The sequence below is a fragment of the Caulobacter sp. NIBR2454 genome (genome assembly GCF_027474405.1).
Taxonomy (GTDB): Bacteria; Pseudomonadota; Alphaproteobacteria; order Caulobacterales; family Caulobacteraceae; genus Caulobacter.
Map to the genome: position 1 here is coordinate 3,672,178 of NZ_CP114871.1, position 21,817 is coordinate 3,693,994.

Sequence of the window (21,817 nt, forward strand, 5' to 3'; positions counted from 1 at the left end):
CTTCACACCTTCGGGCCTGCCATGAACTGCTCGATTTTGCCGTCCGGGGTCATGCGCAAGCTGACCCACAGCACCTTGCCGGCATAGACGGCGTCGAAGCTGGCATAGGTCATGCCGCCCCGCTTGCTGCCCCCGGTTCGGCGTAGCAGGCGCAGCGGCCCCAGGGCCGAGAGCGAGGTTTGGTAGTCGGCCAGCACCTGCGGCGTGAAGAAGGCGTCGGCGTTGGGCGTCAGGCGCGAGCGGTCGATGCGGCCCGCCGCGGCATCGGCCAAAAGCCCGCGCATGATCGCCGCATCTTCGGTGGAGGGGAGAAGCAGAAACGCCAGCCGGTCGGCGATGACGCTCTGGGCCTGATTGTCCTCGGTGTTGACCATCACGCTCAAGGCCAGCTTCTCGTCTGGCCAGATGCGGTTGTCGGTATGCACTCCCGACAGCGCGCCGCCATGGCTCCACACCCGGCGGCCGTCCTGCACCGAAACGCGCAGGCCCAGTGCATAGCTTGTCGGCTGCCCGCTCTTGAGCACGCCGGGCTGGGTCAGGGCGGCGACCGAGGCCGGCTTGAGCAGGCTGGCGTCCATCAGGCTGATGTTCCACAGGGCCAGGTCCGCCGGGCGCATGGCCAGATGCGCGGCGGCGAACAGCCAGCCGGGACCTTCCTTGTCAGCGGGCCGCAGGGCGCCCGCGCCATAGCGCGTGTAGTTGGCCGCGTCGGGCGACTTGAGCGGCGCGCTGTCGTTCTCGGTCACGCCGGTCATGCGCAGCGGGTCAAAAATGCGCCGGCGCTGGAAGTCCATCAGACTCTGCCCGCTGACCTTCTCGACCACCATGCCGGCCACCACGAAACCGGTATTGGAGTAGCGGTACTCCGTCCTCGTGGGGAACTCGAGCGGCGTGCGGGCCCAGCCATTCAGAATGTCGTCGCGGCTGGCCGGCAGCTTCATGCGCGCGAAAACGAAGTCCTGCGGCCAGTAATCGGTATAGCCCGACACGTTGTTGAGCACGTCCCGCAGGGTGATGCGGTCACCGTCGGTGAGGTTGGGGACATAACGGCCGACAGGGTCGTCCAGGGTGAGCTTGCCGTCGTCGGCCAGCAGCAGGATGGAGGCGGCGGTGAACTGTTTGGAGACCGAGGCGATGCCGTATCGGGTCTCGGTTGTGGCGACGACCGGCGGGTCGAGCCGGGCCTGTCCGAAGGCGGCGAGGTGGGCGATCCGGCCGTCCTGAACCACGGCGACCGAGGCCGAGGGCGAGCCGCTTTCGGCCAGCACTTCGTTTATGATCGCGTCGATCTGGGCCTTTGGTATTTCGGCGACGGCTGGCGACGCGAAGGCCAGCACCGCCGACACAAACGCGTTTCGGAACACTCGCATCCCCGCCTCCGACCATCCGCCCGGAGCGAGGCTAACCCGTGTTCGATCAGAACCGCAAACTGCTGTCGAACGGTTCCTCGAAGGGGTCCGGACGCGATCCTGCCGGCAGACGCCATTCACCCCGGAAGGCGAAGTCCATGCTGGCGCAGGTCCGGGCCGGACCGCCGGCGGGATCGTCGCCCAGCACCTGGACCTTCAGGTCATAGCCATGGCGCAGCGTGCCCACTGCGAGCCACACGCGAGTCGAGCCGGGGCAGAAGGCGCGGACATAGACCTTGCCCTGGGCCTTGGAGGCGTCGATCTCGTAGAGGTCCGCCGGGATGATCTCGGCGCCCTTGAGCGGGCCTATTCCGGCCGGCTTGACCTCGGCGGCCGCGGGCACTGCGGTGGCCATGATCTTGCGAACCTTGCCGCCGCCCAGCAGGCGCGTCTCGAACAGAAAGGTCAGGCCCTGGCCGGTCAACCGCTTGGCGTCAGGCGAGACCGGATCATAGGAGAAGATGCGGGTCGCCGCGGCGGCGGGCGAAGCGAGGACGAAGGCGGCGATCGCCGCCAGGGCTAGACGTCTCATGGCAATTTCAACTCTGAGATCGCGCCGTCGAAGCTGACCAGCTTCCAGACCCCGCCCTGGTTGGCGAAGGTCAGCAGGCAGGGGCCTTTTTCACTCCGCGCCGCGCAAACACGGCCGCCGCCAATTGGGCGTAGCGCGCTGGCGATGGCCAGGCGGCCTGGGATCGGCATGGTGGGGCGATAGCCGTAAAACTCGGCGGCGGTGCGAAACACCGTTGGTCGCAGCAGAGCGTCGCCGGCCAGGTCGGCGACCGAGCGCGACAGCATGTAGCCCAGCGCCTTGAGCCCATCCGGAGCCCCGGACTGACGGGTCTGCTCGACGATGCGGCTTTCCAGCTGGCGCTTGAGAGCGACCTTGTCGACGTGCCGGTCGAAAGTCGCGCCGTCATTGTCGCGGATGGCGATCAGCAGGGCGTGAACGTCGTTTGAGGCGTCGACACGCGAGACCGTGGCGCAGGCGCTGAGCACAAGGGTCGCGATCAGAAGCGGAAGGACGAGGAGCTGTCTCATGTCGCTCTTTTAGCGGCGAGGCGCGCTAGGAGACAGTCCGAAGGCGGCGGTTTCTAGGCCGGTGGCCGGGCGAAGCGCCAGGCGGCGAGACCGATGGGCAGGCCAAAGGCGAGGGCGTGGACGAACAGGCCGAGCAGAACATGGAAAGGCTCGGTCGCGCGCTGGGGCGGATTGGCGCTGAGGGGCAGGACCACGGCGTTCATCACCCCGAACATGGCCAGACCGAATAGCGGCCCCCAGACGAAGGGTCGTTCAAGAAGCTGCGGCAGGACGCGGGTCGCCACCAGAACGAAGACCCCGGCGGCGGCCATTGCGATGGCGAAGTGCAGGAACAGGCCCAGCGCCGCCACGCCGGCCCCGCCCGCGAAAGCGCCCTTGCCCAGTAGTCCCGCGGCGATGCTCTTGAGGATTTGAACCGGCGTGACGCCACGGGGCGCCCATGACAGGCAGGCGGCGATTATATCGAATGTCCCGGCGGCGAGCCCGCCGACGATCATGGCGGTTAGGGGTCCGGACAGACGGCTCATGGGCTGGCTCCAGGAAACGAAGATGTCCTGGCGTAGGGCGCGGGCAGGGCGCGCCGCTTTCAAAAACCTGCGCTTCTAGCGCGCCAAGGCGTAGCGCAGCACGGTGGGTGGCGCGCCAAAGCAGCGCCGGAAGGCGGCGGTCATGTGGCTGTGGCTGGAAAAGCCGACATCGAGCGCCGTGGCGGTCAGGTCGCGCTCGCCCTCCTCCAGACGGTGAAGAGCCGCGGCGAGGCGCAGCCGAAGGCGATAGTCGCGCAGCGACCTGCCCGTCACGGACCGGAAGAGGCGAGCCAAGTGAAACGGCGAACAGGCGGCCTCCGACGCGATGTCGGACAGGCCCAGCGGCGCGGAGAGATCGGCCGCGATGAGGGCGCGCGCGGCGGCGACGCGCTTTTCGTCCCTGGCGCTGGGCGTGACGCCGGCCACTTCCTGGCGGTCGCGGGCCAGGCCGCCCAGCAGTTCCATGGCCGCTTCTTCTACGGTCAGGCGGTCGGCGCACAGGCGCGCGGTGCGATAGAGGCGGACGTGAGCCAGCTGAGTGTCGCTGCTGAGCGGCGAGGTCAGCGAACCGGCGATGATCGCCTCGTCCATCACCTCTGGAGCCGGTTCGAAGACGGTGCAGTCAAAGCCGTCGGGACCCGCGCCGGTCACCCAATACTCGTCGCCGGCGTAGTAGATCAGCCCTCCGGCCGGGTCGGCCACGTGGGCCCTGCCGCGCATCTGGCAGACATAGGCTCCCCGTCGCACCAGACCGAAGTCGGAATGGTCAACGCAGCCCGGCGCGCGGGCGCCGGCTTCACGGGTGGAGAAGTCGCTGATCTGGAAAAGGTCGGAAGAAAAAAGGGCCGCGTAGATAGTCATCCGCGCGGCCCTTCCATTTTTTGGCGTGTCGCCTAGAGCGACCGCTTCACTTCTTCGACGGTGAAGCATTCGATCAGATCCCCAGGACGGATGTCCTGGAAGCCTGCGAAGGCCATGCCGCATTCCTGGCCGGACGGGACCTCGTTGACCTCGTCCTTGAAGCGCTTGAGCGTCTGCAGGGTGCCGAGTTCGAGAACCACCACGCCCTCGCGGACGATACGGACCCGGGCGCCCTTGCGCACGACGCCTTCGGTGACACGGCAACCGGCGACCTTGCCGATCTTGGTGATGTCGAACGCCTGAAGCACTTCGGCGTTGCCCAGGAAGGTTTCGCGCTGGATGGGCGAAAGCATTCCCGACATGACGCCTTTGATGTCGTCGATCAGATCGTAGATGATCGAGTAGTAGCGGATCTCGACGCCTTCGCGCTCGGCCAGGTCACGGGCCTGCTTGGAGGCGCGGACGTTGAAGCCGATGACCGGGGCGTTGGCGCCCTTGGCCAAGGTGACGTCGCTCTCGCTGATCGCGCCGGCGCCCGACAGGATGATCCGCGCGCGGACCTCGTCGGTGCCCAGCTTGTCCAGCGAGCCGATGATCGCTTCGGCCGAGCCCTGCACGTCGGCCTTGATGACCAGCGGCAGTTCGCGAAGCTTCTTGTCCTGCAGCTTGGCCATCATGTCGGCCAGCGAGGCGCCGGCGCCCACGGGGGCCATCGACTTCTCGCGCTTCAGGCGGATGCGGTACTCGGTCAGCTCGCGGGCGCGGGCTTCGTTTTCGACCACGGCGAACGGATCGCCCGGCGACGGCGCGCCGTCGAGACCCAGGATCTCCACCGGGGTGGAGGGACCCGCTTCCGCCAGCTGTTCGTCACGCTCGTTCAGCAGGGCGCGCACGCGGCCCCACTGGCTGCCGGCCACGACGATGTCGCCGCGCTTGAGCATGCCGCGCTTGACCAGGACGGTGGAGACGGCGCCGCGGCCCTTGTCGAGCTTGGCTTCGATCACCACGCCATCCGCGATACGGTCCGGGTTGGCCTTCAGGTCGAGAACCTCGGCCTGCAGCAGGACGCGTTCAATCAGCTCATCCAGGCCTTGGCGGGTCTTGGCCGAGACTTCGACGATCTGGGTCTCACCGCCGAGGCTTTCGACGACGATCTCGTGCTGCAGCAATTCGTTGGTCACGCGGGTCGCGTCGGCGCCCGGCTTGTCCATCTTGTTCACGGCCACGATCATCGGGACACCGGCCGCCTTGGCGTGCTGGATGGCTTCGATGGTCTGAGGCATGACACCGTCGTCACCGGCCACCACCAGGATGACGATGTCGGTGATGTTGGCGCCGCGAGCACGCATGGCCGAGAAGGCGGCGTGGCCCGGGGTGTCCAGGAAGGTGACGCGATGGCCGTCCTTCAGGCGAACCTGATAGGCGCCGATGTGCTGGGTGATGCCGCCGGCTTCGCCCGCCGCGATGTCGCTGGAGCGCAGCGCGTCGAGGAGCGAGGTCTTGCCGTGGTCGACGTGGCCCATGACGGTCACGACCGGGGGGCGCGACTCCAGGTGATCGTCGATGTCCTCGGCGCCGATGAAGCCTTCTTCGACGTCGGCTTCCGACACGCGCTTGACGGTGTGGCCAAATTCGGTGGCCACCAGTTCGGCGGTATCGCTGTCGATCACGTCGTTGATCTTGAGCATCAGACCCTGACGCATCAGGAACTTGATGATCTCAACACCACGCGTGGCCATGCGGTTGGCCAGCTCCTGGACGGTGATGACGTCCGGGATGACGACTTCGCGGGCGACCTTCGCCTGTTCCTGAGCGCCGCCACGGCGCTTTTCCTTTTCGCGTTCGCGAGCCCGGCGGACCGAGGCGAGCGAGCGCATGCGGTCGGCGGACTCACCGTCGCCCGCCACGGTCTGGATCGTCAGGCGGCCTTCGCGACGCTGGGGCTGGCCCTTGGTGCGCGAGACGGCCTTGCCGGGCGCGCCCTTGCGACGATCGTCATCCTCTTCCGGGCGACGGTCGAGGTTGAGCGAGCCGGGACGCGGCGTCGAACGGGTGGCGCGCTGAATCTCGGGCGTGGCCGGAGCGGCCGGTGCGCCAGGACGGGCGCCGGTGCGCGGACCGCCCGGACGGGCGCCGTCACGAGGCGCCGGCTTGGGAGCCAGGGCAGAATAGCGAACCGTTTCACCACCGGCGTTGGCGCCGCCGGAGCGATCACCACCCTGACCGCCTTGCGGACGGTCGCCGCGATAGCCGCCGCCTTGGGGACGGTCGCCTTCGCGGGGCGGACGGGGCGCGGGAGTGAAGGTGGCGCCTTCGCGCGGGGCGCGCTGGTTGAACGGACGGTCTTCACGCGGCGCGCGCTGGCCATAGACGTTCTGCGGGCGATCCCCGCCGCCGGCCGAACGGTCGGGGCGATAGGTCGTGGTGGTCGGGCGGTCGTCGCGACGTTCGCGGCTCGGCTCGTAGGTGCGGGTTTGGTTCGCCGAAGGCGCGGCGGGCGCCGCGGCGCGAACAGTTTCGACAGGAGCCGCTGGAGCGGGCGTCGGGGCTGGGGCTGCGACCGGGGCGGCCGGAGTTGGCGCCGCGGCGACAGGAGCCGCGGGAGGCGGCGGCGCTTCGACCGGAGCAGGCGCGGGAGCCGGCGCCGCGGCGGCGGCCTTTGCGGCCTCGGCGCTGCGGCGAGCCTCGGCTTCACGGGCGCTGCGCTCGGCGGCGTCGCGTTCCTGCTGCTGGCGAGCCAGTTCAATGGCGCGTTGGCGCGCCTGCATCTCTTCAGCGGACAAGCCGCCGGCGCCGCCCGACGTGGGGGCGGGACGCGGCGCGGCCGGAGCCGCCGGCCGTGGGGCCGGGGCGGTGTCACGGCGTTCCGCCGGTGACGGTGCGGCAAGGTTGCCCCCAGCGGGCGCATGGCTGCGCGCGCGCTTGATCTCAACCGCCACCGTCTTCGACCGCCCGTGGCTGAAGCTTTGCTTCACCACGCCCGAACTGACCGAGCCCGTACGGGGCTTCAGGGTCAGGGGTGCCCGTCCGGGGCGGCCGTTTTCGTTCTCGTCGCTCATGCGTTCGCTTGACTACCCGCCGGCGTTCCGACGGACCCATAATTCCAAACACGAAAGGGACCGGGCGATTCCTCACCTAGTCCTTATCTACGGTTCCTCGCGCCAACTCGCCGTCCACTCAGGAGGAAGTAGCGGGCGGAAGCCTGATAACCGCAGGACTTCAGAAGTCCAGCGATCAGCGCCTCGCCCCGCAAGGAAGGCGGTATGTATCACATTCTCCCCGCCCAAGGCCAAACCCAATTCCTCCGACGTGAAAACGCCAAAAATCTTGGGTTCAGGCGAGGCCTTGCGGGCCTGATTTAGCATCTTGCGTCGACCGTCGGCGGCCCCGTCAGAGGCCTCGATCAGCCATGCCGCCCGTCCGGCGGCGAGGGTCGCAATGACCTTCTCGAAGCCAAAGGTAAGATGGCCGGCCCGGCGCGCAAGCCCCAGGCCATCCAGAACGCGCTGCGTCAAAAGACGCTCCACCTGCTCGACCAGGTCCGCCGGAACAGCCAGCTTGGTCTTGGCGGCGCGAGAGAAGAGTCCCTTCTTGGCCGCCGTCTCGATTGAGGCTCGATCAGCCGCCACCCAAAGGCCCCGCCCGGGCAATTTGCGCGCAAGGTCGGGCGTGACGGTTCCGTCCGGGGCCGCCACGAAGCGGATCAGGCGGGCCTCGTCCATCACCTCGCCGGTGACGATGTCGCGGCGCTCGCGATGCGCCTCGGCGTGGGTCCTGGGTGCGGTCATGAAACGGACCGCCCGCCTCCTTAAGGAAGCGGGCGGCTGAAATCCTCTTAGGCGTCGCGGGACTCGCCCTGGGCTTCGGCGTGCGCCAGGCGCTCGTCTTCGCTCACGGCGTTGTCCGGATCGAGGTCGGCGTCGTCGAGGCTGGCTTCGCCGGCCACGACTTCTTCTTCCTCATAGACCGGCTCCTCCGGGGCCTCGACCCAACCCATGACGATGCGCGCGCGCATGATCAGCGCCTCGGCGTCGTCAGGCGACAGGTTGAAGCTTTCCAGGATGCCCGGCTCGCGCACGCGCTCGCCGCCCTTGTTCTCGAACCAGCCGCGCATGTCGTCCGGCACCAGGCCCGCCAGATCCTCGACGGTCTTCACGTCGCCCTGGCCCAGGGCCACGGCCATGGGAAGGGTGACGCCCTCGATCTCGAGCACGCCGTCCTCAACACCCAGCTCGCGGCGCTTGGCGTCGTATTCGGCCGCTTCCTTGTCGAGGAATTCACGGGCGCGGGTCTGCAATTCTTCGGCGGTGTCCTCGTCGAAGCCTTCGATGGCCGCGATCTCATGCGGCTCGACATAGGCGACGTCCTCCACCGAGGCGAAGCCTTCGGTGACCAGCAGCTGGGCGATGACCTCGTCCACATCCAGCGCTTCCTGGAACAGGGCGGTGCGCTCGGCGAACTCGCGCTGGCGGCGCTCGCTTTCTTGGCTTTCGGTCATGATGTCGATCTGCCAGCCGGTCAGCTGGGAGGCGAGGCGGACGTTCTGGCCGCGGCGGCCGATGGCCAGCGACAGCTGTTCATCCGGCACCACCACTTCGACGCGCTCGTCTTCCTCGTCCATCACCACCTTGGTGACTTCGGCGGGAGCCAGACCGTTGACGATAAAGGTCGCCTCGTCCTCGGACCACTGGATGATGTCGATCTTCTCGCCCTGCAGTTCGGCGACCACCGCCTGCACGCGCGAGCCGCGCATGCCGACGCAGGCGCCGACGGGGTCGATGGAGCTGTCGTTGGAGATGACGGCCATCTTGGCGCGCGAGCCCGGGTCGCGGGCCACAGCGCGGATCTCGATGACGCCGTCATAGACTTCTGGCACTTCCTGCGCGAACAGCTTGGCCATGAAGCCGCCGTGGGCGCGCGACAGCATGATCTGCGGGCCCTTGGTCTCGCGACGGACGTCGTAGATGTAGGCGCGGATGCGGTCGTTGAGCTGGAAGTTCTCGCGCGGGATCGACTGATCGCGGCGCATGATGCCTTCGCCACGGCCCAGGTCGACGACGACGTTGCCGTATTCGACGCGCTTGACCACGCCGTTGACGATCTCGCCCACGCGGTCCTTGTACTCTTCGTACTGACGCTCGCGTTCGGCTTCACGGACCTTATGGGTCACCACCTGGCGAGCCATCTGGGTCTGGACGCGGCCGAATTCGAAGGGCGGCAGAATTTCTTCGGTCACCTGGCCGACGAAGGCTTCCTTGTCGGCCCGCTTGGCGTCGCTGATCGTGATCTTGCCCAGTTCGCCTTCCATCTCGAAGTCGTCCGGCACGACGGTGATGACGCGCTTGAGCGTCATTTCGCCGGTCTTGGGATCGATCTTCACGCGGATGTCGTGCTCGGCGCCGTAGCGCGAGCGGGCCGCCTTCTGGATCGCGTCCTCGATCGCCTCGATGACGATCTCCTTTTCGATCGACTTCTCACGCGCGACGGCGTCAGCGATCTGCAGGAGTTCAAGGCGGTTGGCGGAAATGCCGGTGGCCATGGATCAGTCCTCTTCACTCATTTCCGCATCATCGGCGGAAGAAGCTTGTTCATTTTCGATGCGGGCCGCCCTTTGGTCGGCCCCACGTTTCATCAGCACGTCGTTAAGGACGAGCTTGGCCTCGACCACCCAGGCGAAGGGAACCAGAGCGGTCTCTTCCTCGCCTTCCAGGTCGATGCAGATGTTGTCGTCCTCGACCCCGGTCAGGATGCCCTTGAAGCGCTTGCGGCCGTCGGCCAGACGATCCAGCTCCAGGCGCGCCTCAAGACCTTCATAGGTTTCGAAGTCCTTCAGGCGGGTCAGGGGGCGGTCGATGCCCGGGCTGGAGACTTCCAGCACGTACTCGCCGCTGATCGGATCCTGGACGTCGAGCAGCTCGGAGATCGCGCGCGACAGGCGGGCGCAATCCTCGACATTCATGTCGCCATCCGGCCGCTCGGCCATGATCTGCAGGCGCCGCTGCTCTTTCCCCGCCATCAGGCGAAGACGGACGATCTCGTAACCGACGGCCTCGGCCACCGGATCGAGCAGCTCCACGAGCTGGCGGTCTTCAGCGGTTCTCCCGCGCAAGCTTGACCTCTTTCAGCCAACAAAAAAGCGGCGGGCTTTCGCCGCCGCTCGAAAGCGCTATCCAGCGCTAACGGACGATGTTGCGATGAATATAGCGCCGGAGGGGCGGGAGAGCAAATCCCCCTTACAGCGGTCATTTCCGCCTTGCACGCAGGGGAGGGGCGGGACCACAAGTCGGCCACATGCTGACCGACCCCATCTTCTACGCCGTTGCGATACCCGCCGTGATCATTCTTGGTCTGGCCAAGGGCGGTTTCGCCGGGGTCGGGGTGGTGGCGGTGCCACTGATGACCCTGATCATGCCGCCGGTCCAGGCCGCCTCGATCATTCTGCCGATCCTGCTGGTGCAGGACGTGGTCGGGGTGTGGGCGTTTCGAAAGACGGTGGACTTCGAAATCCTCAAGCTACTGCTCCCCAGCGCCGCGGTGGGGATCGCTATGGGATTTTCCCTGGCCGCGTTCGTCTCTTCGGCGGCGGTGGAGCTGGCGGTGGGAGCGGTGTCGATCGTCTTCGCCCTGCAGCGTCTATGGGCCGAGCGTGCAGTGAAGGCTGCGGCCGAGATTCAGGGCACAAAAAACTCGCCGGTGCTCGGCGCGATCTGCGGCGTGGCGGCGGGCTTCACCAGCCAGATCGCCCACGCGGGCGGGCCGCCTTTCCAGATGTATGTGCTGCCCAAGCGGCTGGCGCGCGACCTGTTCATCGGAACCAGCGCGGTTTTCTTCGCGGTGGTGAACTGGATGAAGGTCCCGGCCTATTTCGCCCTGGGCCAGATCAACCGCGACAGCCTGAGCGCCGCCGGGGTCTTGCTGCCCTTCGCGGTCGCCGCCACCTGGGCCGGGGTGGTCCTGGTGCGCAAGGTGCCGGCCGAGGGCTTTTACCGCTTCATCTATGTGCTGCTAGTGATCGTCGGCGCCAAGCTGGTCTGGGACGGTGCGGCCGGCCTGTTCTGACCGGCCTCAGAGCATCGAGGGGATGACGCGGTCCGGCGGGCGGTGGCCGTCCATGAAGGTCTTGATGTTGACGATGACCTTCTCGCCCATGTCGATGCGGCCTTCGACCGTGGCCGAGCCCATGTGGGGCAGCAGCACGACATTGGGCAGCTTGAGCAGCTTGGGGTTGATCGCCGGCTCATGCTCATAGACGTCCAGGCCGGCGCCGGCGATTTCGCCACGGGCCAGCATGTTGGCCAGGGCCCCCTCGTCGATCACCTCACCCCGGGCGGTGTTGACCACGATGGCGTCCGACCGCAGCAATTTCAACCGGCGGGCCGACAGCAGGTGATAGGTGGCCGGGGTGTGCGGGCAGTTGACCGAGATGACGTCCATGCGGGCGAGCATCTGGTCCAGGCTTTCCCAGTAGGTGGCGCCCAGCTCGTCGGCGATACGCGGGCTGACCGGTTTGCGGTTGTGATAGTGGACCTGCATGCCAAAGGCCTTGGCCCGGCGGCCCAGGGCCTGGCCGATCCGGCCCATGCCGATGATCCCCAGACGCTTGCCCCAGATGCGGCGCCCCAGCATCCAGGTCGGCGACCAGCCGGTGAAGTCGCCGCTCTGGACGACATTGGCCCCCTCCACCACCCGGCGGGCGGCGGCCATGATCAGGCTCATGGTCAGATCGGCGGTGTCTTCGGTCAGCACGCCCGGCGTGTTGGTGACGATGATCCCGCGCGCATTGGCGGTGGCCACGTCCACATTATCGACCCCGGCCCCGAAATTGGCGATCAGCTTGAGCTGTTCACCAGCCCGCGACAGCAGCCGCGAGTCGATCCGGTCGGTGATGGTGGGCACGAGCACGTCGGCGCGATTCATGGCGTCGACCAGCTGATCGACGGACATCGGCGTGTCGTCGAGATTGAGTTCGGTGTCGAAAAGCTCGCGCATCCGGGTCTCGACCGGATCGGGGAGTTTTCGCGTAACGACGACTTTGGGCTTGCGGGCGGCCATCGGCGGTCTGAAAGAAGCTCTCTGCGCAGGAGTTATTCGGCCGTTCGGCCTTTTTGTATTCCTGACCAGTATCAGACGGTTTGCGGAGGGCAAAGCAAGGTGGCGTTCGGAAATGGCATGACCCAAGGGAAGGCGCGCAAAGCGGCGGCCCTGGCCTTTTCGATGGTCACAGCCCTGCTGCTGAGCGCCTGCCAGAAGGAGACCGAGGTCCAGAAGGGCCGGATCGGGCCTTCGGGCCTGCCCGTTCCGCGCTATGTGGCCCTCAAGTTCGACGAAGTGAACGCCCGCGCCGGGCCGGGCGAGGATCACAAGGTGCTGTGGGTCTATCGAGCCAAGGGCCTGCCGGTGCAGGTGGTGGCCGAAACCCGCGACTGGCGGCGCGTCTGCGATCCGCAGGGCGGCCTGGCCTGGATCAAGGGCCGGGTGACCGACGGCCGCCGCACCGTCATGCGCGTGGAAAACCAGCCCGTCGCCATGCGGGCCCAACCCCGGCTTGAGGCCAAGACCGACGCCTATCTGAGCGGTCAGGCCATCGCTTCATTGGACAAGTGCGAGGACGGCTGGTGCCGGGTAAAGGCCGGCGGCCGCAGGGGTTGGGTGCCGGAAAACGCAGTCTGGGGAACCGCGTCGAAAACCCAATGCCGTTGAGGCGCGTTGCATCAACGTGCTAGGGCGGGACGTTTCGGCGACATTGTTCGCCCCTGAAGAGATGGAATAATGACGGTCAGCGACCAACACGTCCGCAAAAGCGCCTACGACTTCGAGGAGTTGCTGGCCTGCGGCCGCGGCGAGATGTTCGGCCCGGGCAACGCCCAACTGCCGGTCCCGCCGATGCTGATGTTCAACCGCATCGTCCGCATCGAGGCGGACGGCGGGGCCTACGGCAAGGGCTATGTCGAGGCCGAGTTCGATATCGATCCGTCGCTATGGTTCTTCGACTGCCACTTCATCGGCGACCCGGTAATGCCGGGCTGCCTGGGCCTGGACGCCATGTGGCAGCTGGTCGGCTTTTTCCTGGGCTGGTCCGGGGCGCCGGGCCGCGGGCGCGCCCTGGGCGTGGGCGAGGTGAAGTTCACCGGCCAGGTGACCCCGGACGTGAAGAAGGTGGTCTACAAGATCGACCTGAAGCGGGTCATCATGCGCAAGCTCGTCATGGGTATCGGCGACGGTGTCATGGAGGCGGATGGCAAGCCCATCTATGAGACCAAGGACCTGAAGGTCGGTCTGTTCACCGCCGAACAGATGGCGTCCTGATCCAATCAACCGAACTGGCCGCAGAGCCGGAAACTTGGGTGGGAGAAGAGGAATAGATATGCGTCGCGTCGTGGTCACCGGTATCGGCATCGTCTCGTCGATCGGCAACAACGCCAATGAAGTGCTTGCGTCCCTGCGGGAGGCCAAGTCCGGCGTGCGCGCCGCCCCCACCTATGCGGAGCTTGGCTTCCGCAGCCAGGTCGAGGCCGCGCCGCAGATTGACTGGGAATCCATGGTCGACCGTCGCGCCGCGCGGTTTCTGGCCCAGGGCACGGCTTTCGCCCACATCGCCATGGAGCAGGCCATCGCCGACTCCGGGCTGGAAGAGTCAGAAGTCTCCAACGAGCGCACCGGCCTGATCGTCGGCTCGGGCGGCCCGTCCACCCAGGCCATTATCCAGGCCGCCGAGATCACCAAGGAAAAAGGCCCCAAGCGCATCGGTCCGTTCGCGGTGCCCAAGGCCATGAGCTCGGGTCCGTCGGCCACCCTGGCCACCTGGTTCAAGATCCGCGGCCTGAATTTCTCGATCAGCTCGGCCTGCGCCACCTCCACCCATTGCGTCGGCTCAGGCTACGAGCAGATCGCCATGGGCAAGCAGGACATCGTCTTCGCGGGCGGGACCGAAGAGATCGACTGGAGCCTGTCGAACCTGTTCGACGCCATGGGCGCCATGTCGAGCCACTTCAACGACACGCCCGCCGTGGCCAGTCGCGCCTATGACAAGGATCGCGACGGCTTCGTGATCGCTGGCGGCGCAGGCATCCTGGTCCTTGAGGAGCTCGAGCACGCCAAGGCGCGCGGCGCCAAGATCTACGGCGAAGTGGTCGGCTACGCGGCCAATTCGGACGGCTTCGACATGGTCGCCCCCTCGGGCGAGGGCGCCGCCCGCTGCATGCGTCTGGCCATGGCCGACGCCGGCGGTCGCGCCATCGACTATCTGAACCCGCACGGCACCTCGACGCCGGTCGGCGACAGTAAGGAGATGGGCGCGGTGCGCGAGGTGTTCGGCGACAAGGCGCCGCTGATCTCGTCGACCAAGTCCCTGACCGGCCACAGCCTGGGCGCCGCCGGCGCGCAGGAGGCGATCTACTCGATCCTGATGATGCAGAATGGCTTCGCGACCGAAAGCGCGCACATCGAGAACCTGGATCCGGAATTCGCCGACCTGCCCATCCTGCGCAAGCGGGCGGATCAGGCGATCGGCACGGTCATGTCCAACAGCTTTGGCTTCGGCGGCACCAATGGCTGCCTGATCATGAGCCGTCTGGACGTCTAGCGAACGCGAACGACGCTTTCCAAGCACGGCGCCTTGCTCCTAAAAGCGCCGTTCAACGACACCCATTCAAGGGACGCCGAGCCATGGCTGACGAATACACCTTCCCCAAGGGCGACCTCATGAAGGGCAAGAAGGGCCTGGTCATGGGCGTGGCCAACCACAACTCGATCGCCTGGGGCATCGCCAGCCAGCTGGCCGCCCAGGGCGCTGAGATGGCCTTCACCTATATGGGCGAGGGCCTGGAGCGCCGCGTGCGCCCCTTGGCCGAAAGCATCGGCGTCAACACCCTGATCCAGGCCGATGTCACCGACGACGCCTCCATGGACGCCGCCTTCGCCCAGATCGAGAAGACCTTCGGCAAGCTGGACTTCGTGGTTCACTCGGTGGCTTTCGCCAATAAGGACGAGCTGAAAGGCTCGTTCGTGGACAACACCACCCGCGAGGGCTTCCTGACGGCCATGAACATCTCGGCCTTCAGCTTCGTGGACGTGGCCAAGCGCGCTTCCAAGATCATGCCCGACGGCGGCTCGATGATCACCATGACCTATCTGGGGTCGGAACGGACCATCCCGAACTACAACACCATGGGCGTGGCCAAGGCGGCCCTGGAAGCCTCGACCCGCTACATCGCCCGCGACCTGGGACCCAAGGGAATCCGGGTCAACGCCATCTCGGCCGGGGCCATGCGCACCCTGTCCTTGGCCGGCATCAGCGGCGGCCGCGGCATGATCGCCCAGGGCCGCGCCTTCTCGGCGCTGAAGGAGGACACCTCGATGGAGGGGGTCGCCGGCTGCGCCCTGTGGCTGGTTTCGGATCTGGGACGCTCGACCACCGGTGAAGTGGTCCACGTGGACGCGGGCTTCCACATGATGGGCATGCCTGACGAAGTTGAGGCCTAAGGGGCGTAAGCCTTCACGAAACGATCGGCGGCCTCACGAGCGAGGCTGTCGATCTGCTCGGGCGACATGGGCGGATTGAGACCCAGCAGCGCCCGCAGCTGACGCTGGCCGCTGACCATCCCCGCGAAGAATTCCGCCGCCTGCTCGGGCTCGTCGACCGCCAGGCGGCCGGCCCGCGCCTGCTCGGCGAGATAGGCCGCCAGCTCCAGACGTGAGCGCAGCGGTCCGGCCTCAAAGACCTCTCGCGCCAGATCCGGCATCTCGCCCGCGCTCTGGATGATCGTCCGCAGAAACACAGGCGACTTGGAGTTGGCCAGGTTGAGGATGGTGCGGGCGAAGTCGGCCAGCACCTCGCGCGGCTCGGCTTGGGCGTCGCGGGCGTGGAGCGACCCGATGATCTGGTCCGACTTCTGGATGACCAGTGCCCGCACCAGCTCGTTCTTTCCGCGATAGCGGTTGTAGAGCGTCTGTTTGGACACCCCCGCCCGCCTGGCGATCACCTCCATGGGCGCGGCCAGGCCGCGCTCGGCGAAGACGTCGGCCGCCGCCTCCAGGATGGCTTCGGTCTTGGCCTCGTCTATCTGTCCGGCGACCCGGGGCATCAGTGCGCATCCGCCGGCGGCGCGGCGCCCTTGGACGGGGCCGCCAGCAGGGCCACGAAGGCGGCGATGAAGCAGCCCACGGCGAGCATGGCGAAGGCGTCGCCAAAGGCCAGGACAGACGCCTGTTTATACATCATGCCATACAGCGCCTTGAACGTGGCGCCTTCAGGATCCGCCACGCCCAGCTGCTGCATGCGCGCGGTCAGGCCAAGCATCATGTTCTGGATCTGCGGGTCGGAGGCGCCGACCTTGGACGACATGTCGCTGTAATAGAGCGCGCTTTGCTGGGTGATCGTCGTCGACAGCAGGGCCAGGCCCACCGCACCGCCGGTGTTGCGGAACAGGTTCACCAGACCCGAGGCGTTCTTCACCATCGAGGGCGGCAAGGTGCTCATGGTCACGGTCTGGGTGGCGATCATGGCGATCATCACCCCGATGCCCCGAAAGGCCTGAACGCCGGTGAACTCCCAGAAGCCCCAGTCGTCAGTAACCGTATGGGCCATCCACATGCCCCAGCCCGCCAGCAGGAAGCCGACGAACATCGGGATACGTGGGTCCATGGTCCGCACGATACGGCCTGCGATCGGGCCTGTGATGAACATCGAAAGGCCGGAGATGATCATGGTCGTGCCGATCTCCGCCGACGAGAAGTTGCGGATGCGGGCCAGGTACTGCGGCAGCAGGAAGGTGCCGCCGAACAGGCTGGCCCCCGACACGGCCGTCATCACGACGCCGATCACGAAGTTGCGGTTGCCGAAGGCCTTCAGCTCGACGATCGGCCGGTAATAGGTCAGCTGCCGCCAGATAAAGGTCGCCGCGCCGATCACCGCGACCACGGTCAGCCACAGGACGTAGGAGTCCTCGAACCAGTTCTCCTTGGCGCCTTCCTCCAGGACGAACTGCATGCTCATCAGGAAGATGGCCATCACCGCCAGGCCGAACCAGTCAAAGCCCTTGGCAAGGCTCGGGTCGCCCTTGTCGAAGTCGCCCCAGCGAGCCACGCCGAACAGAACGATGACACCGATCGGCACGTTGATGAAGAACAGGGCGCGCCAGTTGAACCACTCGGTCAGGTGACCGCCCAGGGTTGGACCCACGGTCGGAGCCAAGGTGACGATCAGGCCCATGATGACGCTGGCGGTCACGCGACGCTCTGGCGGAAAGGCGGTGAAGGCGACCGCGAACACCGTGGGGATCATGGCTCCGCCGATGAACCCCTGCAGGGCGCGGGTCAGGATCATCATATCGATGCTGGTCGACAGGCCCGTGAGGATGCTCATCACCACAAAGCCCAGGCACGAGGCCAGATAGACCGGCCGCGTGCCCCACAGGCGCGACAGGTAGCCCGAGAGCGGGATCATCACCACTTCGGGGATCAGATAGGCGGTCTGGATCCAGCTGACCTGATCGGCGCTGGCGCCGACCCCGGCCTGGATCTGCGGCAGGGACGCCGAGACGATCTGGATATCGAGAATGGCCATGAACTGGCCGATGACCATGGCGCCGAAGCCCAGGAAAAGCTTGGCCCAGTCGGTCTCGACTCCTGGCGCCGCGGCGGGGCGCCCGGCGGGAATGGCGGCGTCGCTCATGGCGCGCTCCTTGCCCCGGCCTTAGCGGCTGGCGGTCTGATGGACGGCGCCGGCGTCGGCGAAGCCTTGGCCGGACTTGTCGCGGACATCGACCTTCACCTCGACCGAAAGACCGGGGCGCAGACCGCCGGCGGCTGTTCCCTTACGCTCCACAGCGATGCGAACCGGCAGGCGCTGGGTGATCTTGGTGAAGTTGCCCACGGCGTTCTCGACCGGGATCAGGGCGAACTCCTGTCCGGTGGCGGGCGCGAAGCTTTCGACCTTGCCTTCGATCTTCTCCTTGCCGAAGGCGTCGGCCTTGATCTCGACCGGCTGGCCGATGCGCAGGCGTGCGACCTGCGTCTCCTTGAAATTGGCGACGATGTAGGTCTGGCTTAGCGGCACCACCGACATCAGGGCCTGGCCCGGCTGGACCAGTTGGCCAGGTCGCAGCGAACGGGCGCCGACCACGCCGGCGACGGGAGCGCGGATGACGGTGCGCTCCAGATCGATGCGGGCCTGCTGCACGGCGGCCTGGGCGGCGACCGCCTGAGCCAAGGTCTGGGCGCGGGTCGAGCCGAGGGACTCGGCGGTGCGGCGCTCGGCCTCCAGCGCAGCCTGAGCCTGGGCGACAGCGGCGTCGGACTGCACCGTGCTGGCGCGTTCGGTCTGCAGTTTCTGGGTCGAGACCCAGCCTTGCTTGGCCAGAGCGTCATAGCGATTGAGATCGGCGCGAGCGCGGCTGGCGTCGGCGCGGGCGCTTTCCACACCGGCCGCACGCTGGGCGATCATCGCCTGTTCGAGGGCGGCGCGGTCGTCGACGTTCCGTACGGCGGCGTCGAGGGCGGCGGCGTTGGCCATGGCCTGATCGAGCTTGGACTGGAAAGTGGAGGCGTCGATACGGGCCAGGACCTGTCCAGCCTGGACCTGCTGGTTATCGGCCACCAGGACCTCGGCCACATAGCCGCCGACCTGCGGGCTGACCTGAACCGTGTCGGCCTGGACGAACGCGTTGTCGGTCGCCTCGAAGTGCTGCTTGTCGATCCACCACATGCCGCCGCCGATGACGACAGCCAAGGCCGTCGCGCCGGCGACAACCATCGGAACCAGCTTTTTCTTGCGAACTTCGGCCATCGGCCCATCCCTCGGACGATCTTAACGCTGCATAGACGCAGCGTCAGTCGGGGCTTTAAACCCCGTTTCGCTGCGATGCAATGAAAAATGGACGCGTGCGTCCACTAATCAAGAAGCCATGACTAGGATTTTCGAACGGCGGGCGTCCGGGTACCGTGCGACCGCCCTTTCGGAGATGGTCCATGCGCCGCCTGCTGACCGCCCTGCTGCTTTCCCTCTGCGCCGCCTTCCCGGCCGCCGCCCGCGCCCCGCTGGACGACGCGGCGACGGCTTATGTGAAGCTGGTCCTGGGCGTCGGGGAGCATGAAGACGGCTATGTGGACGCCTATTATGGCCCCGCCGACATTCGCGAGGCGGTGAAGGCGAGCAAGTCCAGCTTGCCCGCCCTGGCGGCGGAGGCCGACCGCCTGACGGCGGTGGTGGAGGCGGTCAATCCCAAGACACTGACCGACATCGAGAAGAAGCGCCGCGCCTTCCTCGCCGCCCAGATCAAGGCCGTGAAGTTCCGCATCGGCATGATCAATGGCGCCAAGCCGAGCTTCGCCGAAGAGGCGCAGGCCCTGTTCGGCGTCAATCCGCCGCTCAAGCCCCTGTCGGCCTACGACCCGCTCCTGGCCAGGATCGAGGCGGTGGTTCCCGGCGACGGGCCGCTGGCTGATCGGGTGGACGCCTTCAAGATGCGCTACGCCATCCCCAAGGACCGGCTGGAGCCGGTGATGCGCGCCGCCATCGCCGAATGCCGGGCGCGGACGGCCGCCCACATCCGGCTGCCGGCCGAGGAGTCCTTTGTCCTGGAGTTCGTCACTGACAAGAGCTGGTCCGGCTACAACTGGTACCAGGGCAAGGCTCACAGTCTGATCCAGGTGAACACCGACCTGCCGATCTTCATCGACCGCGCGGTCGATCTGGGTTGCCACGAGGGCTATCCTGGCCACCACACCCACAACGCCCTGCTCGAGGACCGGCTGGTCAGGGAGCGCGGTTGGGTCGAGTTCTCGGTCTATCCGCTGTTCTCGCCCCTATCCCTGATCGCCGAGGGCGAGGGCAACTACGGCATCGACCTGGCCTTCCCCGGCGAGCAACGCACGGCGTTCGAGGCCAAGACGCTCTACCCCCTGGCCGGCCTGGATCCCAAGACGGCCGCCGCCTACGGAACTCTGCGCGAGGCGCTGAGCGGGCTGGGCGGCGCGCGCCTGACCATCACGGCCGACCTGCTGAACGGCAAGATCGACCGGGAGACGGCCATCGGCCTTATGCAGAAGTACCAGCTGGTCTCACGCGCCCGCGCCGAACAGAGCATCCGCTTCTCGGAAGGCTATCGCAGCTATGTGCTGAACTACGTCACCGGCCAGGAGATGGTGAAGGCCAAGGTCGAGCGGGCTGGAAGCGACCCCGCCGCCCGCTGGAAGGCCATGGAGGCGATCCTGTCGGAACCGACCCTGCCGTCCGACCTGCTGGACTAGCCCCGGCCGGTGGAGCCAAAGCCGCCGGCCCCGCGGGCGGTTTCTTCCAGGCTCTCAACTTCGCTCCAGGCGGCCTTGGCCACCGGAGCGATCACCAGCTGGGCGATGCGGTCGCCGCGGCGGATGATGAAGTCCTCTTCGCCGAGATTGATCAGGACGACCTTCACCTCGCCACGATAGTCGGCGTCGATGGTGCCCGGCGTGTTGAGGCAGGTGATCCCGGCCTTGGCGGCCAGGCCCGAACGGGGCCGCACCTGGGCCTCGAAACCCGCCGGCACGGCGAAGGACAGGCCCGTCGGGACCATGGCCCGGACGCCGGGTTTCAGGGTCATCGGCTCTTCGTCGGTCACCGCCGCCCGCAGGTCCATGCCCGCCGCGTGCTCGGTCTCATAGGCCGGCAGAGGCAGGCCTTCGGCGTGAGCGAGGCGGACAATGGGTATGGTCGGGGTCATGCAAGGGCCTTTGAAATGCGTTCGGCGATCTGGCGGGCGACGGCGTCCTTGGATGCGCGGTCCCAGCGTTCGGTTTCGGTCTTGGTAATGAGAAGCACGGCGTTCTCCTCGCCGCCCATGACGCCGGGCTCGCTGACGTCATTGGCGATGATCCAGTCACAGCCCTTGCGCGCCAGCTTGGCGCGGGCATGGTTCTCGACGTCGTTGGTCTCGGCGGCGAAGCCGACCACCAGTTTCGGCCGCTGCGGACCGGAGGCGGCCAGGCTCGCCAGGATGTCGGGGTTTTCAACCAGATGCAGGGCGGGCGGGCCGTCCTTGCCCTTCTTCAGCTTGACGCCAAAGGCCTCGTCCGGCCGCCAGTCGGCGACGGCGGCCACGAACACAGCCACGTCCGCAGGCAGAGCGGACTGGCAGGCCGCGAGCATCTCACGCGCGCTCTCTACATCCACCCGTTTCACGCCGACGGGCGCGGGCAGGCCGGTGGGGCCGGAGACCAGGGTCACCTCGGCGCCCAGCCGCGCCAGGGCGGTCGCGATGGCGTAGCCCTGCTTGCCGCTGGAGCGGTTGGTCAGCAGGCGCACGGGGTCAATCGCCTCCACCGTGGGGCCGGCGGTGACCAGGGCGCGCTTGCCGGCCAGCGGCCGATCGCCTTCCAGCAGACCCATCACGGCCTGAAAGATCACGGGCGGCTCGGCCAGGCGGCCTTCGCCGAACTCGCCGCAGGCCATGGCGCCTTCGTCCGGCCCCACAAAGGCGACCCCGTCGGCCTTCAACTGCGCCAGGTTCCGTTTGGTGGCGGGATGCTCCCACATGCGAACGTTCATGGCCGGCGCCATCAGGATCGGCGTGTCGGTGGCCAGCAGGGTGGTGGAGGCCAGATCGTCCGCCCGGCCCGTGGCGGCCTTGGCCATCAGGTCGGCGGTGGCCGGCGCGACCACGATCAGGTCGGCCGAGCGCGACAGCTCGATATGGCCCATCTCCGCTTCGTCGGTGAGGGAGAATAGCTCCGAATAGACCTTGTCCTCGGCCAGGGCCGACAGCGACAGCGGGGTGACGAACTCGGCGCCGGCGCGGGTTAGGATCGGCCGCACGGCCACGCCCGCCTTGCGGAGCAGGCGGGTCAGCTCCAGCGCCTTGTAGGCCGCTATGCCGCCGCCAACGATCAGAAGGACGCGCTTCTCGCTCAAGGCCAAGCCTCCCTGCGGGTTCGCCTGCGTCTTTAGGCGATGCCGCCCGCTGGACAAACGGCAAAGTTTGTTCTTACTTCGTTCCATAACAC

At 67.0% G+C, this 21,817-nt stretch carries 21 protein-coding genes; 6 read left to right on the forward strand and 15 right to left on the reverse strand.

Going from position 1 to position 21,817, the window contains the following annotated elements; all coding sequences use genetic code 11:
* Nucleotides 1-2: 2 nt before the first annotated feature.
* The 9 genes from O5K31_RS17665 to rimP form a co-directional block, all read right to left on the reverse strand.
* A complete protein-coding gene (locus tag O5K31_RS17665; protein WP_269715059.1) occupies nt 3-1,370 on the reverse strand; it encodes a serine hydrolase domain-containing protein in 1,368 nt (455 codons plus the stop codon).
* A 46-nt stretch (nt 1,371-1,416) separates the two neighbouring features.
* On the reverse strand, nt 1,417-1,941 hold the full coding sequence (locus O5K31_RS17670; protein ID WP_269715060.1) for a hypothetical protein: 525 nt from the start codon (nt 1,939-1,941) through the stop codon (nt 1,417-1,419).
* Nucleotides 1,938-2,450: a DUF2939 domain-containing protein gene (locus O5K31_RS17675; RefSeq protein ID WP_269715061.1), complete on the reverse strand. Its 513-nt coding sequence runs from the start codon at nt 2,448-2,450 to the stop codon at nt 1,938-1,940. Before O5K31_RS17675 ends, O5K31_RS17670 begins: the two co-directional genes overlap by 4 nt.
* Before the next feature lie 53 nt (nt 2,451-2,503).
* The gene (locus O5K31_RS17680; RefSeq protein ID WP_269715062.1) at nt 2,504-2,977 is read right to left on the reverse strand and encodes a hypothetical protein; all 474 of its coding nucleotides are present in this window, start codon (nt 2,975-2,977) and stop codon (nt 2,504-2,506) included.
* A gap of 75 nt (nt 2,978-3,052) precedes the next feature.
* The gene (locus O5K31_RS17685; protein WP_269715063.1) at nt 3,053-3,838 is read right to left on the reverse strand and encodes a helix-turn-helix transcriptional regulator; all 786 of its coding nucleotides are present in this window, start codon (nt 3,836-3,838) and stop codon (nt 3,053-3,055) included.
* Between the two features lie 32 nt (nt 3,839-3,870).
* Nucleotides 3,871-6,897 carry a translation initiation factor IF-2 gene (gene infB, locus O5K31_RS17690; protein ID WP_269715064.1) on the reverse strand — a complete coding sequence of 1,009 codons (3,027 nt, stop codon included), beginning with the start codon at nt 6,895-6,897 and terminating at the stop codon, nt 3,871-3,873.
* An 87-nt stretch (nt 6,898-6,984) separates the two neighbouring features.
* The gene (locus O5K31_RS17695) at nt 6,985-7,626 is read right to left on the reverse strand and encodes an RNA-binding protein (RefSeq protein ID WP_269715065.1); all 642 of its coding nucleotides are present in this window, start codon (nt 7,624-7,626) and stop codon (nt 6,985-6,987) included.
* 47 nt (nt 7,627-7,673) lie between these two features.
* The gene (gene nusA / locus O5K31_RS17700; RefSeq protein WP_269715066.1) at nt 7,674-9,377 is read right to left on the reverse strand and encodes a transcription termination factor NusA; all 1,704 of its coding nucleotides are present in this window, start codon (nt 9,375-9,377) and stop codon (nt 7,674-7,676) included.
* A 3-nt stretch (nt 9,378-9,380) separates the two neighbouring features.
* Nucleotides 9,381-9,947, reverse strand: a complete 567-nt coding sequence (gene rimP / locus O5K31_RS17705; protein WP_269715067.1) for a ribosome maturation factor RimP — start codon at nt 9,945-9,947, stop codon at nt 9,381-9,383.
* A gap of 182 nt (nt 9,948-10,129) precedes the next feature.
* Between rimP and O5K31_RS17710 the strand changes: the two genes are divergently transcribed.
* A complete protein-coding gene (locus O5K31_RS17710) occupies nt 10,130-10,897 on the forward strand; it encodes a sulfite exporter TauE/SafE family protein (protein ID WP_269715068.1) in 768 nt (255 codons plus the stop codon).
* 6 nt (nt 10,898-10,903) lie between these two features.
* Here O5K31_RS17710 and O5K31_RS17715 read toward each other — a convergent pair whose 3' ends face one another.
* The gene (locus tag O5K31_RS17715) at nt 10,904-11,890 is read right to left on the reverse strand and encodes a 2-hydroxyacid dehydrogenase (RefSeq protein ID WP_269715069.1); all 987 of its coding nucleotides are present in this window, start codon (nt 11,888-11,890) and stop codon (nt 10,904-10,906) included.
* A gap of 117 nt (nt 11,891-12,007) precedes the next feature.
* Between O5K31_RS17715 and O5K31_RS17720 the strand changes: the two genes are divergently transcribed.
* From O5K31_RS17720 to O5K31_RS17735, 4 genes are all read left to right on the forward strand, one after another.
* Nucleotides 12,008-12,538 carry an SH3 domain-containing protein gene (locus tag O5K31_RS17720; protein ID WP_442867739.1) on the forward strand — a complete coding sequence of 177 codons (531 nt, stop codon included), beginning with the start codon at nt 12,008-12,010 and terminating at the stop codon, nt 12,536-12,538.
* Nucleotides 12,539-12,607: 69 nt separating this feature from the next.
* On the forward strand, nt 12,608-13,144 hold the full coding sequence (gene fabA, locus O5K31_RS17725; protein ID WP_269715070.1) for a 3-hydroxyacyl-[acyl-carrier-protein] dehydratase FabA: 537 nt from the start codon (nt 12,608-12,610) through the stop codon (nt 13,142-13,144).
* 58 nt (nt 13,145-13,202) lie between these two features.
* The gene (gene fabB / locus O5K31_RS17730) at nt 13,203-14,420 is read left to right on the forward strand and encodes a beta-ketoacyl-ACP synthase I (RefSeq protein ID WP_269715071.1); all 1,218 of its coding nucleotides are present in this window, start codon (nt 13,203-13,205) and stop codon (nt 14,418-14,420) included.
* An 83-nt stretch (nt 14,421-14,503) separates the two neighbouring features.
* Nucleotides 14,504-15,319, forward strand: coding sequence for an enoyl-ACP reductase FabI (locus O5K31_RS17735; RefSeq protein WP_269715072.1), 816 nt, complete (start codon nt 14,504-14,506; stop codon nt 15,317-15,319).
* Here O5K31_RS17735 and O5K31_RS17740 read toward each other — a convergent pair.
* Genes O5K31_RS17740 through O5K31_RS17750 form a run of 3 tightly spaced genes read right to left on the reverse strand, consistent with a single transcriptional unit; the run spans nt 15,316 to nt 18,623 of the window.
* Complete coding sequence (locus tag O5K31_RS17740; protein WP_269715073.1) at nt 15,316-15,921, reverse strand: TetR/AcrR family transcriptional regulator; 606 nt, start codon at nt 15,919-15,921, stop codon at nt 15,316-15,318. The genes O5K31_RS17735 and O5K31_RS17740 overlap by 4 nt on opposite strands.
* Nucleotides 15,921-17,510, reverse strand: a complete 1,590-nt coding sequence (locus O5K31_RS17745; RefSeq protein ID WP_269715074.1) for a DHA2 family efflux MFS transporter permease subunit — start codon at nt 17,508-17,510, stop codon at nt 15,921-15,923. Before O5K31_RS17745 ends, O5K31_RS17740 begins: the two co-directional genes overlap by 1 nt.
* Before the next feature lie 21 nt (nt 17,511-17,531).
* Entirely contained in the window at nt 17,532-18,623 is a 1,092-nt protein-coding gene (locus tag O5K31_RS17750; RefSeq protein WP_269715075.1) for an HlyD family secretion protein, read from the reverse strand.
* A 182-nt stretch (nt 18,624-18,805) separates the two neighbouring features.
* Here O5K31_RS17750 and O5K31_RS17755 point away from each other — a divergent pair, with 182 nt between their 5' ends.
* On the forward strand, nt 18,806-20,086 hold the full coding sequence (locus O5K31_RS17755) for a hypothetical protein (RefSeq protein ID WP_269715076.1): 1,281 nt from the start codon (nt 18,806-18,808) through the stop codon (nt 20,084-20,086).
* Here O5K31_RS17755 and dut read toward each other — a convergent pair.
* Both dut and coaBC read right to left on the reverse strand, forming a co-directional pair.
* Complete coding sequence (gene dut, locus O5K31_RS17760; protein WP_269715077.1) at nt 20,083-20,538, reverse strand: dUTP diphosphatase; 456 nt, start codon at nt 20,536-20,538, stop codon at nt 20,083-20,085. The genes O5K31_RS17755 and dut overlap by 4 nt on opposite strands.
* Nucleotides 20,535-21,725, reverse strand: coding sequence for a bifunctional phosphopantothenoylcysteine decarboxylase/phosphopantothenate--cysteine ligase CoaBC (coaBC, locus tag O5K31_RS17765; protein ID WP_269715078.1), 1,191 nt, complete (start codon nt 21,723-21,725; stop codon nt 20,535-20,537). Before coaBC ends, dut begins: the two co-directional genes overlap by 4 nt.
* Nucleotides 21,726-21,817 lie beyond the last annotated feature (92 nt).